This is a genomic window from Paenibacillus sp. Y660 (genome assembly GCF_057221575.1).
Genome location: NZ_JBXBBJ010000001.1, coordinates 304,712 through 320,588 on the forward strand (window position 1 = coordinate 304,712; position 15,877 = coordinate 320,588).

Below are 15,877 nucleotides of genomic sequence, written 5' to 3' on the forward strand. Positions count from 1 at the left end.
CATGTGAGCACTTGGGTCGATAAATTAAAAAGAGTAGCGAAAAAAAATAAGATGGTTAAAAAAGCATACGACCAAGCTAAAAGCAATTTTATTACAACACATATTGGTGAAATCACACCGTTTCTTGCTAGACGATCAGAAAATGAGAAAAAACGTTATAATTTGTTAGTCCCATCCATCAATAAAGAACATGTTTTTGGAGGAATATCTACTGCTATAAAATTTTTTGATGAACTTGTACCTGATGGATGCGACAAAAGAATTATTATGACAGATGCATCTCCAAGTGAAGTTGATCTAATTCCTTTTAAAAACTATGACTTAATTAATTCAGAAAATGATCCAACAAATAGTTATCAATTAGTTGCTTTTAATGACAGATATCAGAAGACTATTCCTGTCAGACGAGAAGATATTTTTATAGCAACAGCTTGGTGGACGGCATACAGTGCTCAAAGGATTGTCAAATGGCAGGAAATAGAGTATGAGCAATCGAGAAAAGAACTAATATATTTTATACAAGACTATGAACCTTGTTTTTATGCGTGGTCTAGTCAATCCATATTAGCAGAAAGTACTTATCATTATGATGGTCCTCAAATTGCAGTTTTTAATACGGAACTACTAAAAGAATATATGAATGGTTTAGGGTATAAATTCTATAAACAATTTTCGTTTGAGCCCCAATTGAATTTAACGTTAAAAAGTTATTTATCGAAGGATAATTTGAGAGATAAAAAAAAGAAGATACTGCTATACGGTCGACCATCAGTTGCTCGAAACGCTTTTACGTTAATAATCGAAGCACTAAGGATTTGGGTGTGGAAATATGAGGATGCTTCAAACTGGGAGATACTTTCTGTGGGTGAACAACATCCAGAAATAGACCTTGGTAATAATATAAAAGTACATTCCGCCGGAAAATTGTCTTTAGAGAGCTATGCACAATCATTAATTGATTCGTCAGTTGGTATATCGTTAATGATCTCTCCTCACCCAAGTTATCCACCTCTTGAGATGGCGCATTTTGGTATGAAGGTTATAACAAATAAATATGGGAATAAGGACTTATCTAGATGGCATGAAAATATTACATCATTGAAGTTGATTACTCCTGAGTCACTTTCAGAGTCTTTAGTAGAACAGTGTACATTATATAATAAGAATTTCAACCATAGAACATTTGGAAATACTAATATTCAACATTATATAGACGGAAAAGTGCTCTTTCCATTTATAAACGATATTCGAGATTTACTAAAAGAGTAATAAGTGAAATAGTACATAATAAATATACAAAAAGGTGATTATAACTTTATGAAAATACGTAAAGCCATTATTCCGGCAGCTGGTTTGGGTACAAGGTTTCTTCCAGCAACAAAAGCCATGCCTAAAGAAATGTTACCAATTGTAGACAAGCCAACTATTCAATATATTGTTGAAGAAGCTGTAGCGTCTGGAATTGAGGATATAATCATCGTTACTGGCAAAGGAAAGCGTGCAATTGAGGATCACTTTGACAGCAGTTTTGAATTAGAATGTAATCTTAAAGAAAAAGGAAAATTCGAACTTTTGAATGAAGTGCAAAAATCCTCCACTATGGCAGATATTCATTATATTAGACAAAAAGAACCTAAAGGATTAGGTCATGCTATCTGGTGTGCTCGAAAGTTTGTGGGAAATGAGCCGTTTACCGTTTTACTGGGCGATGACATAGTAAGATCAGAAATACCATGTTTAAAACAAATGATTGAATTATTTGAAATATACAATTCTCCAATTATTGGTGTTAAGCCAGTAAGTCAGACTGAAGTATCTAGATATGGTATTGTTGACTCTGTAAATATAAATGAAAAGATATATAAAGTGAAAAGTTTAGTAGAGAAACCTAAACTTCACGAAGCCCCTTCAAATTTAGCAATTATGGGGAGGTATATACTTACTCCGGATATATTCGATATACTAGGAACTCAGAAAGTTGGATCTGGAAACGAAATACAGTTAACAGATGCAATAAGTATTTTAGCTGAAACAAAAAATGTACTTGCTTATTGTTTCGAAGGTGAACGATACGATGTTGGAGAAAAATTGGGGTATATTAAAACAACTATAGATTTTGCATTACAACATGAAGATCTTCGTGATGATGTATTGAAATATATAAAAGAGTTACAACGACAATTTGAGTTTTATGTTAATTAATGGAATGTTACTCATTGGATACTAGGGAGTTGCCAGCGAATTATGCTTAAAAGTAATAAGACTATATTAACGATTCTTCTATGTGCTTTATCTATTGGGTATATTTTCTATATGCTGTCTGCGCAAAGGTTTGAAAAAGAATACATAGTAGTACTTACTGTTGTTTTAGCCTGCATGAATGGTTTTTGTGTTTATTCATATCGACTAAAAGCAATATTTGGATTATTAATAGTTTATGGCTTTTTTTTTATAGCATTAATACCATATTATTCACCAATCGACGAAGGTGCACATTTTGATTATATTAGACATATTATTGAAGTGGGACAGTTGCCGACATTATTTGACAATATTAACACTAATGCACTGTCAGAAATAACCAGTCAGGCACTTCCTACGGCAATGCAGTACGAAGCTGTACATCCACCATTGTATTACTTAATCGGTTCACTGTTTTCAATATTTTTTATCGATAATGTGTATTTAAATTTGTTCATACTTAGAGTTCTAGGGTTAGTGATGTTACTTACTTCTTTATATTTTCTGTATAAGACTAAAAGAGAACTAGTCGGTTATAAAGTAATTAACGATTCTGGATTCATCGCTGCAAGTATTATCTTTGTGTTTTTTCTTAATCCGGGTATTTTAACAAGAATGATTACTGTTTCAAACGAGAGCCTAGTTGTTTTATTGCTCAGTGCAAAAATATTTTATTTAACAAAAATATATTACATGAAAAATATTAGTTATAAAGAAATTTTAGTGATATCTCTCATCACTGCTTGTTTAATCTTAACAAAAATAACTGCTGTATTTAGTTTTGGGATTGTATTAGTGTTTTTACTTAAAAGGAAATCTATTAGATATACCTTTGTCTATTCATTTATTGTTGGTTTATTAGTAATGCCATGGGTTATTTACAATTTATTCACGTATAAGATGCTGACGGGGACTTCTATTCATGTGAATTTTGTTAAGGGGATTGTGAATCCGAATGATATTAATTTTGATTTATTGTTTGTGATAGGAAGACTTCCTTATCTTTTAGGTAATTATTTTATTCCTCAGGAGTTTAATTTTCCAAACATCGAATTATCCTTTCTTATAATTCTAAGTTTCATGATAATGTTGTTATTCATCATGGTTTGTATATGTTTGAAAAAAATAAGTTGTTTCATTATTAGCCCATTCAAAATGATTGAAAACTCAAACGAATTCTATATTGTATTGCTTACTATGTGTGTAGCATTGAACATCCTGGTTCTTGTGTATGGCACGTTAAGCCAAGATGTTGATATCATGATAGGTAGATACTTATATATAAGTGTTATTCCAACATCTTTACTTGTTATATATATCGTGCAAAAATCAATAGTTCATCGATATTGGAAGCTGACTGGGATAATCTTTATAGTTATTTCAGCATCAATGTTGGCAAATGCAATTGTGATCTATGCCCAATCAACAAGTAATTTGTTTGCTGATATGAGCAAAGTTAAGTTCAATGAGATTACAATAAACAATATTGAAAAAGCCGTGGAAAAAAAACAATTAGAAATACCTGATTTAAAAAACCTTCCAGCTAATATAGAGGTTTTAAGCAGAGGTGCAAATCTGAAAGAACTATTTAAATTTAGCGAGATCTATGTTAATAATTTAGGAAAGCATCAGGATGGTATGATAAATATAATCGGTGATGATCCACACATAGTATGGGAGGCAGAACCTTTAATAGAAACAATAAATAAATATTTTATAGAAATAGACTTAAATATATCAGAAAATATAGATGCTGAGATATACGGGCAACTATTTTGGGCATACGATTCATCAGGTTTTTCTGAAGGAGAATCCTATAAATTCAAATTACAGAACGGCAAGTTATTTATTCCGTTGGGAAAATATAATGAATGGTTCGTAGGTGAAGCTGTTCGGTATTTAAGGTTTGACATTGATGGTTTGAACAATGAAACTGCATTTACATTAAGAGTGAATTTAGTAACATCAAAATAATTATAAACTATACTTAAAGGAATTGTATGAATACTAAATTATAATCTATTCAGTAATTGAGGTGATATTGTGATAATAATTCTGTTAGTTTTAGCACTAGTTTTCAATTTACTAGCACAGGTACTTCTTAAACAAGCAGTGTTAGGTATACGATTAGATTCATTGAATATTTCTTTCTTCTTAAAAATTATTGCCTCTCCTCAAATATGGGGAGGTGCTTTTTTCTACGGTATAAGTTTTTTGTTTTATGTCATGGCGTTATCTCGTGGTGAATTAAGCCGGATTTCCCCGGTTTCCCAAGCGCTAACTACTTTGGGGGTAGTTCTTATTTCTGTGCTATTATTCAATGAACCACTCACTGCATTAAAAATTGTTGGTCTTATATTTCTTATAGCTGGTACAATCATTCTTTTTTTATAAGGTAAAGGGGCTTACATGAAAACGATTAGCTATGATTATGCGATAATAGGTGCTGGAATTTATGGATTGTATGCTGCTAAGTATTTAGGTGAGCAAGGGCTTCATGTTGCATTAATTGAGATGGATTCTGAGCCACTGACACGAGCGAGTTATATCAACCAAGCTAGAGTACATAATGGTTACCATTATCCTAGAAGTGTCTCGACTGCATCTAAGTCAGCACATTACTATGAACGTTTTAATCGAGAGTTCGATTTTGGTATTCACAGTGAATTTAAGAAAATTTATGCAATATCTAAGTATGATTCATTAACGAATGCGGAGCAATTTCTAAAGTTTTGCATGCATGTAGGTATTCCCGCTGATGAAGTTAATCCTATAAGATATTTTAATCGTGGGGTTATCGAAGCAGCTTATGAGACAGTAGAGTATACTTACGATGCTAAGAAAATAAAAGAAAGGTTCGTAGAATTATTACAAACATATCCCAATGTAGATATGTATTTTAATACTCAGGTTAAGAATGTTGACAGTGATACAGATAAATATATGATTTGTATAAATTCAGAGCTAACTTTACAAAGTCCAAAAGTTCTAAATGCAACCTATGCAAGTATTAATCAGGTTCTAAATGAGTTTAAATTGACTCCATTTAAAACAAAATATGAATTATGTGAGGTTATATTAACCAAAGCAAATAGTGAACTTAATAATGTAGGCATAACTGTAATGGACGGGCCATTTTTCTCAATTATGCCGTTCGGACTTTCAGGCTATCATTCATTGACTTCGGTAAGTTATACACCGCATGAGACTGCGAATGGTCAATTCCCTAAATTTTCTTGTCAGAAGGATAGAGTAGATTGCACAGAGTTTTCCTTACAAAACTGTAACTCTTGTTCATTGATCCCGAGTACAGCATGGATAAGAATGAAACAGCAATCACAAAAGTATTTAAACTCAAAACTACAGTTTGAGTATGCTAATTCGTTATTTTCGGTAAAAACGATATTAAATTCTGCCGAACTAGATGATTCTAGACCAACTGTCATCAAAACGTCATCTAATAAGCCATCTTTTATTTCTGTTTTATCTGGTAAGTTTAACACGATATATGATTTGGAGGATGTCTTATTGTGAAGGAGCAGGTATTTGTTTCTGTTGTATTGTATGCACATAATGAACAAGATTCGATAAAAGAAATGTTAGTTCAAATTGATCAATCAATGAACAAAGCTTTCTATCACTATGAAATCATAGTTATTAACGATGCGAGTAACGATTTAACTCTTGAAAGAATTAGGAATGCCTCAGAATATTTGCAGGGTACTATTATAATAATGAATTTAGCCAGGAAGCATGGTATCGAGAAAGCCATGATGGCTGGGTTAATAAAATCTATGGGTGATTTTGTATTTGAGCTGGAAAGCATAAGTATGGATTTCCAATTAGAACAGCTTATAAAACTTTATCAAACAGCCTTAAAAGGTTCAGATATTGTTGTTCTTACTCCATCTGTAAATCCATCATGGACGTCAAAGTTGTTTTATAAAATAATAAATAAAATTTCCTATTTAAGACTTGACCTTCAAACAGAAACTGCTCGACTAGTCTCACGGAGAGCATTGAATGCTATGTTAAACTTAAAAGAGAAGGTTCGTTATAGAAAGGCATTGTACTCGTATACTGGTTATACCAAAAAAAGTATTCCTTATACACCGGACAAAAACAGAACTGTCCAAGTTAGGAGAGTGAACCGTGAGAATGTAAGTACGGCGTTTGACATTATTGTTTCGTTTTCAAATGTTGGTTTAAAGTTTGCACATTATTTATCTATAATTTTCTTTGTATTTAGTATGTTTATGGGGGCCTATGCTTTATATAACTACATTTTTAACGCGTATGTAGTTCAAGGCTGGACTACACTAATGATTTTAATAAGTGCAGGATTTGCAGGATTGTTTTTTATTGTGGGAATGTTAGGAGAATATATTTCGCGTATAATGATTGAAATCCAAGACCGCCCTGCATATACGACGAACTCTACTGAAGTAATTAAAGCTAAAATTAGAACTGTAGATACGTATAACAGTGAACTTGAGGTCGCAGCAACAAAACAGGAGGGGTAAATTTGAAAACAGCGATTATTGGCTTTACTGGTTTTGTTGGTTCTACTCTTTTATCACAAACAACATTTGAGGATTACTATAACTCTAAAAATATTGAAGAGATAAGAGGGAAGGAATATGATCTTGTTGTTTGCGCAGGTGCTCCGGCTGTGAAGTGGAAGGCTAATCAGTTGCCTGAAGAAGATCTAGCCAATCTTGAAGGATTAATGTCGCATGTAAGTACAATAAAAGCTAATAATTTTGTTTTAATCTCGACCGTAGATGTTTATCAAAAACCTATTCAGGTTAATGAGGAAACGGAAATTTCTGAACTGACGATGGAACCATATGGTAAGCATCGTTATATGCTAGAGAAATTTGTGCAGGACAAGTTTGAAAGAAGTATCATTGTTCGTTTACCTGGGCTCTTTGGCACAGGGCTAAAGAAAAACTTTATATTTGATTTAATTCATGATAATTGCCTTCATTTGACTCATCATAAAAGCATATTTCAATTTTATGACATGTCACGATTGTGGAGCGATATAAAAGTTGTTATGGACAGTAATGAATCGATAGTCAACTTTGCTACAGAACCAGTATCAGCTGAAGAGATTGCTAATCATTGTTTCAAATCTGATTTTACAAACGACAACGGTAAGAATCCAGTTAATTATGATATGCAAAGCAAGTACGCAGGATTATTCGGAAGACCAGGACCTTACATGAACACGAAGGAAGAAATTTTCTTGCAAATAGAACAATTTGTTAACAAGGAAAGGGAAAACCGATGAAACTAGCGATATCTAATATTGCCTGGGAAGCACATGAAAACGACCAAATGATTCCGTTGCTTAAGAGATTTGGGGTAAGTGGAATTGAACTAGCTCCGACAAAGAATTGGGAGAAGCCAACCACAGCAAGTGATTATGAAATAGAGTACTATAAAAAATATTGGATTAGTCGAGAGTTAACTCCAATAGCAATGCAATCATTACTGTTTAACAAAGCTCACTTATCCATTTTTGGTGATGCTCAGGATGAGACATTTTATTATTTAATAGCACTTTTAAGGCTAGCAAATAAGTTAGGAATAAAGGCTGTTGTGTTTGGATCACCAAAAAACCGGCTAATCGGTACTTCAAATCGAGATGTAAGATATGAGGAAGCAGTAGATTTTTTTAGAAAAATAGGCGAATATGCAATTCAATTAGGCGTTCAATTTTGTATTGAACCTAATCCTGTACAATACGGATGTGATTTTTTAACAACCTCATTAGAGGTATTAGACTTAGTTAAAAACGTAAAAAGTGATGGATTAAAACTTCATTTAGATACAAGTACGATGCTATTGAATGAGGAAAATCCAGAAATAATTCTACCAGAGTGCCTCCCGTATTCAGGACACTTTCATATAAGTGATCCTTATTTAAATATTCCAGGAAGCTATAGTTCCGGACATGAAGCAATTGCTGGAGTCCTTCATGAATGCAATTATCAGGGATGGGTGTCTATTGAAATGAAAAACGGAATTCTTAAAGATAATAGCGAGGCATTATTACAAGCATTAGAATATGTGAATAAACACTATTTTCAAATAAGAGGGTGAGGTACTTTTAAGTAATGATGAATCGATCAGAGTGGATAGTCCCCAGACATGATAAGAAAGTATTTTCATCAAAAAAAAATGCATACTGTGTATGCATCCCAGTGATTAACGAAGGGGAGAAGATTCAAAAACAGCTGACTAAAATAAAAAACTTCATTAATACGGTGGATGTTATTATTTTGGATGGAGGTAGTACAGATGGATCTTTAGAGGATGAATTCCTGATGGAAAATGGAATTAGAACTATTCTAACTAAAAGAGATAAAGGAAAACTTAGTGCTCAATTAAGAATGGGATTTGCATACGCTTTGGATGAAGGCTACGATGGTATTATTACTGTAGATGGAAATAATAAAGATAGTATGGAATCAATACCGTTGTTTGTAGAACAATTAGAAGAAGGTTATGACTTTATTCAAGGCTCAAGGTATGTTCCTGGGGGTGTTGAAGTAAACACTCCATTGAGTAGAAAATTAGCAATTAAGCTTATTCATGCTCCATATCTATCTCTTATTTCAGGTTTTAGATATACAGATACCACAAATGGATTTAGAGGACATTCAAGAAAGCTTCTATTAGATTCACGAGTAAGACCATTTAGAGACATCTTTGAAACATACGAACTTCTTGCGTATTTATCTTATATATCTCCTAAAATTGCAATGAAGGTTATTGAAATCCCTGTAAGCCGCGTCTATCCAAAGGGTAAAGTACCAACTAAAATAAGTCCAATTAAAGGGAATATTCTATTGCTTCGCACCTTATTAAATTTAGCACTCCACAAATATAATGTGAAAAAATAGGAGGGATTTCGTTGAAGGGCATCATTCTAGCAGGAGGAACCGGCTCACGCCTATTTCCCCTTACAAAGGTAACTAATAAGCACTTACTACCTGTCGGTAAATATCCGATGATTTTTCACTCTATCGCCAAGCTTAAAGAAGCAGATATTACAGATATACTCATCGTTACCGGCAAAGAGCACATGGGTGACGTTGTGAATTTACTAGGAAGCGGTTATGAATTCGGAGTTTCATTTACTTATAAAGTGCAAGACGAAGCGGGTGGAATTGCACAGGCTCTTGGTTTAGCAAAGCACTTTGTAAACGGTGATCAAATGGTCGTTATTTTAGGTGATAATGTGTTTGACGACAGTATTGCTCCGTTTGTGAGTAACTTCCAAAAGCAGAATAAGGGAGCAAAAATTCTTATTCAAGAGGTTCATGATCCGCAGCGTTACGGAGTACCTGAGTTAGATGGAGATAAAATTGTTTCAATCGAGGAAAAGCCTAAGCAACCTAAAAGCAGCTACGCAGTAACGGGAATATATATGTATGACAGCAATGTATTTGAAATTGTTAAAACACTTAAACCATCCGGTCGCGGTGAGCTTGAAATCACGGATGTGAATAATGCATATATTGAAGCAAATGAACTAAGCTATGATATTCTCCAAGGCTGGTGGACGGATGCGGGTACACATGCCTCGTTGACGAAAGCAAATGAGCTTGCTAAAGACCTTACGTTTGGCGAAGAATTTGGAAAACTAAAATTATAAAAGAATAGGTGACATATGAAAGTAATAGATTCTAAGCTTCCTGGTGTAAAGCTGCTCGAGCCTGCTGTTTTCGGTGATCACCGCGGATTCTTTTTGGAAAGCTACAACGAAGAAACGGCCCATACTAATGGAATCCCACACGCTTTCATCCAAGACAATCATTCCCTATCAGTAGAAGCCGGAGTGCTCCGCGGCATGCACTATCAACTATCTCCAAAAGCGCAAACGAAGTTAGTTCGAGTTACTGCAGGAGCCATCTATGATGTAGTTATTGATATACGTAGTGGTTCCCCAACATTTGGACAATGGCAAGGATTTATTTTAAGCGCTGCAAATAAACGACAGCTACTAGTTCCGCAGGGCTTTGCACATGGTTTCTGTACCCTCGTACCAAATTGCGAGGTTCAGTATAAGGTTGATGCCCTCTACTCCCCCGAACACGACCGAGGCATCGCCTGGAACGATCCTGCTCTAGCGATAGATTGGCCTACTTCGAGTCCGATCCTATCGGATAAGGATGGCAAGCATCCTTTGCTAGCCGATGCAGAAATCAACTTTGTATATGAAGGGTGAGTTAGACTCGTGAAATTACTAATTACCGGCGGTGCCGGCTTTATTGGCAGCAACTTTGTTATCTATATGATCAATAACTATCCGAGCTATGAAATCATAAATGTTGATGCGTTAACATACGCAGGCAACCTTGAAAACCTGCGCTCGATCGAGCAGCATCCGAACTATACATTCGTGAAGGCAGATATTGCCGTACGGAAAGAGCTAGAGCCGTTATTCCAACAAGGGATCGATGCTGTCATCAACTTTGCAGCAGAGTCACATGTGGATCGCAGTATTTTGCATCCGGAAATTTTTGTGCAGACGAATGTACTTGGTACGCAGACGCTGCTTGACCTCACGAAGCAATATCATGTGACGAAATTTGTTCAGGTATCAACGGATGAGGTTTACGGAACGCTTGGCGAGACAGGCCTCTTTACTGAAGATACGCCAATTGCGCCAAATAGCCCTTATTCGGCGAGCAAGGCTGGAGCTGATCTGCTCGTTAGAGCCTATCACGAAACTTTTGGCCTAAATATTAACATAACGCGCTGCTCCAATAACTATGGTCCCTATCAATTTCCTGAGAAGCTTATTCCTTTGATGATACAGAACGCTCTTCAGGATAAGCCGCTTCCAGTATACGGCGATGGCCTGAATGTGCGCGACTGGCTGTATGTAGAGGATCACTGCAGCGCTATCGATCTCGTTCTGCACAAGGGCCGCAGCGGTGAGGTGTATAATGTGGGCGGACGGAATGAGCGGAACAATCTGCAAGTTGTTCGTACGATCCTTGAAGAGCTTGGAAAACCCGAGACGCTTATCTCTTATGTGAAGGATCGTCTTGGTCATGACCGCCGATATGCGATCGATGCGGACAAAATCCGCAATGAGCTCGGCTGGCAGCCAAAGTTCAACTACGAGGACGGGATTAAGGAAACGATTCGTTGGTATTTGAGCAACGCAGAATGGATGGAGCAAGTCGCTTCCGGTTCCTATCAACTATATTACGATACACAGTATAAGGATCGCCTGGAGGCGAATAAATAACATGTCTAAACTAAAAATCGTCATTACTGGCGCAAATGGACAGCTCGGACGTGAATTGGCAGAGTGGACGACGGATACGGCTGACATTATTGGATTTGGCCGTGAGGAGCTGGATATCACGAGCCTGCCAGCTTGCCGCAATCTTTTTACACTTCATCGTCCAGATGTTGTAATTCATTGCGCTGCCTATACAGCAGTAGATAAAGCCGAGTCTGAGCCGGATGAGGCTTATCGTGTGAATGCAGCGGCTACTCGCAACGTGGCGGTTGCTGCTCGCGAGGTTGGCGCTAAGCTTTGTTATATAAGCACGGACTATGTATTTGATGGTTCTAGCACAGTACCATACAATGAATATGACCAGACGAATCCACAAACTGTATACGGAAAGTCGAAGCTTGCGGGTGAGCAGGCTGTACTTACGCTTCATGATCGCTCCTTTATCGTGCGTTCTTCCTGGGTTTATGGGAAATACGGCAATAACTTTGTGAAGACGATGCTGAGAATGGCTGACGAACGTGATCAGCTTAAAGTAGTAGCAGATCAAATCGGATCGCCGACCTATACGCATGATCTGGTTGCATTTTTATTAGAGCTCGTGCATACCGATTACTACGGGATATACCATGCTTCCAATAGCGGAATATGCTCATGGTATGACTTTGCCAAAGCGATTTTCGAAGATAGCGGCACTGACATTCAAGTTGAGCCCTGCACAACGGCTGATTTTCCAAGACCGGCTCGAAGACCTGCCTATTCGGTTATGGATCATTGCGCCATTCGCAGCAACGGACTTAACATACTGCGGCCTTGGCGTGAAGCGCTAAACCACTATCTCAAAGACAGTGAGTGATAACAGTTATGCCTACAGCAAGCGTTTGTATTGTGACTTATAATAGCGCAAAAGATATTGAAGCTTGCCTGCACGCTGTTCTGGAGCAAAGCTTTCCGGTAGAACGCATTGTCGTGATCGACAATGCGTCAACAGACGGAACGCAAGAGCGAGTGCTGCGTTTTGCGGATAAGATTCATTTTATAGCGAACGAAGTGAACAACGGGTTTGCCGGAGGCCAAAATCAGGCAATCCGGCAAACCCGTTCGGATTATGTGCTCGTATTAAACCCGGACGTGACGCTTGATCGGGACTACATCGCTGAAATAATAAAGTATATGGAACATGATCCGTCGATTGGAAGTGCAACCGGTCGACTCGTTTTTGCGTCTAATACAGAAGTAATGGACAGCGCGGGACTAGGCATGAAGCGAACTAGAAATGCATTTGATCTAGGTGCTGGCGAGCCAGTATCGAATTGGAATGCAACGCAGGCTGTATTTGGCGTTTCAGGTGCGGCGGCGGTATATCGGACGGCTATGATTCACGATGTGGAATACGAAGGACAATTTTTTGACGAGCAATATTTTGCATACAAGGAAGATGTTGATGTGGCGTGGCGTGCGCAGAAGCTTGGCTGGACTTCCTATTATGTACCGGCAGCGAGCGCACTGCATCATCGAGGCTGGAAGAAGGGCAGTCGGAGCAATGTTCCATTGTTCGTACGGAAGCATTCCTATCAAAATCGCTTCTTTACATTAATAAAAAATGAACCTTTCGGCTGGCATTCGCTAGCGATTGGACCACTTATACTAGCAGTTGAAGCTATAAAGCTTGCTTATATTGCATTGCGAGAACCCGGCTTGCTGCGCTGCTGGCCTACTATTCTTCGTTCTCTGCCAAGCATGCTGCAAAAACGTAAATGGACGATGGATAAAGCGAAGCAAAAACAACGTAAGCCCCATTAGAAAATGTGGTAAAATGTGGGGTTCTCCTCGTATTCTATTTTTGGTACAATGCAGATAGAGTCGAAATTTAAGAGAATGCGGGTGAAAGCGGCGAATGCTTAGGCAAAATCAAAAATTTTTAACACAATTATATATGTTGGCGGATTTAACCTGTACATTGGTCGTATTTATGGCGGCGTATTGGCTTAAATTTTATAGCGGCCTGCTGCCAAGCTATAACTCCGTGTCATTCTCGACCTACTTGCTATGGGGAACCATTTATTCCTTTTCAGCGGTGCTGATCGGCTTTTACTTTCAATTTTATTCGCCCAAGCGACGCAAAAACTATTCCTACGAAGTGCTGCGGATATTACAAATTCAAACGATAAGCTTTCTTGGCTTGCTCAGCTTGTTCTTTTTCACACGTGAAGTACATATCTCTCGTGAATTTCTGGCGATTTTCTTCATTATGAATTTTATTGCGATAACGTTATACCGCTTTTGGGTAAAATCGATGCTTGCCTCGTTCAGACGCAAAGGCTTTAATAAGCGCTTTGTGCTCATCGTTGGAGCAGGATCAGTGGGACGAAGCTTTTATACGAACCTGCAGCAGCACCCGGATCTTGGCTATGAGGTAGTCGGTTTTCTCGATGATTATCAAACGGATCACGCGCTGGAGTATCAGCATATGAAACCGATTATTGGCAGGCTGGACGCATTGAAGCTTAAGCTGGAGAAGGAGCCGATCGATGAGGTCATTATCGCTTTGCCGCTCAATGCTCATGTGAAGTATGCGGAAATTATTGAAACCTGCGAGCAGACTGGCGTCAAGACGCTTATTATTCCCGACTTTTTCGACCTGCTCCCTGCCCGGCCGTTTTTTGACAACTTTGCTGGTATCCCGCTTATTAACGTAAGGGATGTACCGCTTGATGAGCTAAGCAATCGTATCCTTAAGCGTTGGTTTGATATTTCGTTTTCATTGGCTGCCATCATAATCACTTCTCCAATAATGCTATTTATAGTTTTAGGTCTCAAGCTGACCTCGCCTGGCCCGGTTTTGTTCAAGCAAGAGCGTATGGGGCTGGATCGCAAAACGTTTCACATGTTCAAATTCCGCTCGATGCACGTATCAAACGATACTGTATCCGATACGCAGTGGACTGTGGAAAATGATCCGCGACGCACTAAATTCGGCAGCTTCCTGCGCCGTACGAGTCTTGATGAGCTCCCGCAGTTTTTTAACGTGCTGCTTGGTCATATGAGCGTCGTCGGACCTCGTCCAGAGCGACCATATTTTGTTCATCAGTTCAAGGAAGACATTCCGAAATATATGATTAAGCATCAAATTAGACCCGGAATTACAGGCTGGGCGCAAACGAATGGCCTTAGAGGCGACACTTCCATAAAAGACCGCATCATGTTTGATATTTTTTATATAGAGAACTGGACCTTTTTCTTTGATATCAAAATTATTTTTAAAACGGTACTGAAGGGCTTGATTAACAAAAATGCTTACTAACAGCAAATCAGCAATCCGAGTATCGGTTATTATTCCTACGCTAAATGCAGGGACAGAGTTTGAAGAGCTATTAGAGCGGCTGCAGCGACAGTCTGTCCCTCCCCATGAAATCATCGTAATTGATTCTGCTTCTGAGGACGGGACGCAGGAGCGGGCTCGCAAAGCTGGTGTACGCCTTTTGAACGTTGAGCGAAAAGATTTCGATCACGGCGGCACGCGAAACCAAGCAGCCCTTCAAGCGCAAGGCGATATTTTGCTCTTCTTGACACAGGATGCGCTTCCTTATAATGAGAATCTTATAGAGGAATTAACTAAACCGCTTATCGAACAGGAGACCATTGTCTATTCGTACGCCAGGCAGCTACCTAGACTGGGCGCGAACGTATTGGAGCAGCTTGCAAGACAATATAATTATCCAGCCGAGTCGCAGATCAAATCGTATGAAGATATCGAGCAATTGGGGATAAAAACTTTTTTCTGTTCGAATGTTTGCTCTGCTATCAAGCGCGATACGTTTGAAGCGATGGGCCGCTTTCAAGAGCCGGTCATTTTTAATGAGGATTTGTTTATGGCTGCAAAATGTATCTTGACTGGCTATAAGGTAGCCTATAGCGCAAAGGCTGTTGTTTATCATTCACATGACTACTCGATCAAACAGCAATTCAAGCGCTATTTCGATAACGGAATTTCGATGCGCTGCAATACGTGGATAACGCCTTACAGCGCTGTTGGCAAAGCGGGCTCGAAGCTTGTTAAGCTGCAATTGCAGGAGCTGCACCAGTCTCGCCAGTGGCAGCTTATTCCTAAGCTGGTTGCCGAATCGGCAGCAAAGCTCATCGGCTATAAGCTAGGCATGAATTTCCGGCGGCTTCCTTCCTTTATCACCAGAAGGCTTAGTATGCATCGTCTTATCCTTACTCATATCGAGAATAACAGTTCTGGTGTAACGATGAAGCAATAATCCAATCGTACTATTCGAAAGCCTATCCAATGATCGATCATCGGATGGGCTTTTTATTTTTAGCAAGTATACGTTTCTTACACTGCGCTCAAACTAGTGACAC

Annotated in this window: 16 protein-coding genes; all 16 read left to right on the forward strand. The window is 38.1% G+C overall.

From position 1 onward, the window contains the following. The first annotated feature begins 3 nt into the window (after window positions 1-3). The 16 genes from AC2TDN_RS01320 to AC2TDN_RS01395 all read left to right on the forward strand — a co-directional run bounded on the left by AC2TDN_RS01320 (window position 4) and on the right by AC2TDN_RS01395 (window position 15,774). Complete coding sequence (locus AC2TDN_RS01320; protein WP_484686768.1) at window positions 4-1,269, forward strand: rhamnosyltransferase WsaF family glycosyltransferase; 1,266 nt, start codon at window positions 4-6, stop codon at window positions 1,267-1,269. 48 nt (window positions 1,270-1,317) lie between these two features. Beyond that, window positions 1,318-2,202, forward strand: a complete 885-nt coding sequence (gene galU, locus AC2TDN_RS01325) for a UTP--glucose-1-phosphate uridylyltransferase GalU (RefSeq protein WP_484686769.1) — start codon at window positions 1,318-1,320, stop codon at window positions 2,200-2,202. Window positions 2,203-2,244: 42 nt separating this feature from the next. Continuing rightward, window positions 2,245-4,215 carry an ArnT family glycosyltransferase gene (locus AC2TDN_RS01330; RefSeq protein ID WP_484686770.1) on the forward strand — a complete coding sequence of 657 codons (1,971 nt, stop codon included), beginning with the start codon at window positions 2,245-2,247 and terminating at the stop codon, window positions 4,213-4,215. A gap of 69 nt (window positions 4,216-4,284) precedes the next feature. Then, window positions 4,285-4,635, forward strand: coding sequence for a DMT family transporter (locus AC2TDN_RS01335; RefSeq protein WP_484686771.1), 351 nt, complete (start codon window positions 4,285-4,287; stop codon window positions 4,633-4,635). 15 nt (window positions 4,636-4,650) lie between these two features. Continuing rightward, entirely contained in the window at window positions 4,651-5,775 is a 1,125-nt protein-coding gene (locus AC2TDN_RS01340; protein WP_484686772.1) for an FAD-dependent oxidoreductase, read from the forward strand. Next, window positions 5,772-6,764: a glycosyltransferase gene (locus AC2TDN_RS01345; protein ID WP_484686773.1), complete on the forward strand. Its 993-nt coding sequence runs from the start codon at window positions 5,772-5,774 to the stop codon at window positions 6,762-6,764. Before AC2TDN_RS01340 ends, AC2TDN_RS01345 begins: the two co-directional genes overlap by 4 nt. Before the next feature lie 2 nt (window positions 6,765-6,766). After that, the gene (locus AC2TDN_RS01350; protein WP_484686774.1) at window positions 6,767-7,537 is read left to right on the forward strand and encodes an NAD-dependent epimerase/dehydratase family protein; all 771 of its coding nucleotides are present in this window, start codon (window positions 6,767-6,769) and stop codon (window positions 7,535-7,537) included. Further along, on the forward strand, window positions 7,534-8,352 hold the full coding sequence (locus tag AC2TDN_RS01355; protein WP_484686775.1) for a sugar phosphate isomerase/epimerase family protein: 819 nt from the start codon (window positions 7,534-7,536) through the stop codon (window positions 8,350-8,352). Before AC2TDN_RS01350 ends, AC2TDN_RS01355 begins: the two co-directional genes overlap by 4 nt. 14 nt (window positions 8,353-8,366) lie before the next feature. After that, complete coding sequence (locus AC2TDN_RS01360) at window positions 8,367-9,155, forward strand: glycosyltransferase family 2 protein (protein WP_484686776.1); 789 nt, start codon at window positions 8,367-8,369, stop codon at window positions 9,153-9,155. A gap of 11 nt (window positions 9,156-9,166) precedes the next feature. Continuing rightward, window positions 9,167-9,910: a sugar phosphate nucleotidyltransferase gene (locus AC2TDN_RS01365; protein ID WP_484686777.1), complete on the forward strand. Its 744-nt coding sequence runs from the start codon at window positions 9,167-9,169 to the stop codon at window positions 9,908-9,910. A gap of 15 nt (window positions 9,911-9,925) precedes the next feature. Then, window positions 9,926-10,483 (forward strand): dTDP-4-dehydrorhamnose 3,5-epimerase, encoded by a 558-nt coding sequence (rfbC, locus tag AC2TDN_RS01370; RefSeq protein ID WP_484686778.1) that lies wholly within the window; start codon window positions 9,926-9,928, stop codon window positions 10,481-10,483. 9 nt (window positions 10,484-10,492) lie between these two features. After that, entirely contained in the window at window positions 10,493-11,515 is a 1,023-nt protein-coding gene (rfbB, locus tag AC2TDN_RS01375) for a dTDP-glucose 4,6-dehydratase (RefSeq protein ID WP_484686779.1), read from the forward strand. Window position 11,516: 1 nt separating this feature from the next. After that, window positions 11,517-12,365, forward strand: coding sequence for a dTDP-4-dehydrorhamnose reductase (gene rfbD, locus AC2TDN_RS01380; protein WP_484686780.1), 849 nt, complete (start codon window positions 11,517-11,519; stop codon window positions 12,363-12,365). Between the two features lie 8 nt (window positions 12,366-12,373). Continuing rightward, on the forward strand, window positions 12,374-13,312 hold the full coding sequence (locus AC2TDN_RS01385; RefSeq protein WP_484686781.1) for a glycosyltransferase family 2 protein: 939 nt from the start codon (window positions 12,374-12,376) through the stop codon (window positions 13,310-13,312). A gap of 94 nt (window positions 13,313-13,406) precedes the next feature. Then, on the forward strand, window positions 13,407-14,813 hold the full coding sequence (locus AC2TDN_RS01390) for an undecaprenyl-phosphate glucose phosphotransferase (RefSeq protein WP_484686782.1): 1,407 nt from the start codon (window positions 13,407-13,409) through the stop codon (window positions 14,811-14,813). Next, window positions 14,803-15,774 carry a glycosyltransferase family 2 protein gene (locus tag AC2TDN_RS01395; RefSeq protein ID WP_484686783.1) on the forward strand — a complete coding sequence of 324 codons (972 nt, stop codon included), beginning with the start codon at window positions 14,803-14,805 and terminating at the stop codon, window positions 15,772-15,774. The genes AC2TDN_RS01390 and AC2TDN_RS01395 overlap by 11 nt, the downstream gene beginning before the upstream one ends. Window positions 15,775-15,877 lie beyond the last annotated feature (103 nt).

Excerpts from the sequence above, each read along its gene's own strand:
- galU (WP_484686769.1), top strand. The coding sequence starts at position 1,318 with ATGAAAATACGTAAAGCCATTATTCCGGCAGCTGGTTTGGGTACAAGG.
- AC2TDN_RS01330 (WP_484686770.1), top strand. The coding sequence starts at position 2,245 with ATGCTTAAAAGTAATAAGACTATATTAACGATTCTTCTATGTGCTTTA.
- AC2TDN_RS01340 (WP_484686772.1), top strand. The coding sequence starts at position 4,651 with ATGAAAACGATTAGCTATGATTATGCGATAATAGGTGCTGGAATTTAT.
- AC2TDN_RS01355 (WP_484686775.1), top strand. The coding sequence starts at position 7,534 with ATGAAACTAGCGATATCTAATATTGCCTGGGAAGCACATGAAAACGAC.
- AC2TDN_RS01360 (WP_484686776.1), top strand. The coding sequence starts at position 8,367 with ATGATGAATCGATCAGAGTGGATAGTCCCCAGACATGATAAGAAAGTA.
- rfbC (WP_484686778.1), top strand. The coding sequence starts at position 9,926 with ATGAAAGTAATAGATTCTAAGCTTCCTGGTGTAAAGCTGCTCGAGCCT.
- rfbD (WP_484686780.1), top strand. The coding sequence starts at position 11,517 with ATGTCTAAACTAAAAATCGTCATTACTGGCGCAAATGGACAGCTCGGA.
- AC2TDN_RS01385 (WP_484686781.1), top strand. The coding sequence starts at position 12,374 with ATGCCTACAGCAAGCGTTTGTATTGTGACTTATAATAGCGCAAAAGAT.
- AC2TDN_RS01390 (WP_484686782.1), top strand. The coding sequence starts at position 13,407 with ATGCTTAGGCAAAATCAAAAATTTTTAACACAATTATATATGTTGGCG.
- AC2TDN_RS01395 (WP_484686783.1), top strand. The coding sequence starts at position 14,803 with ATGCTTACTAACAGCAAATCAGCAATCCGAGTATCGGTTATTATTCCT.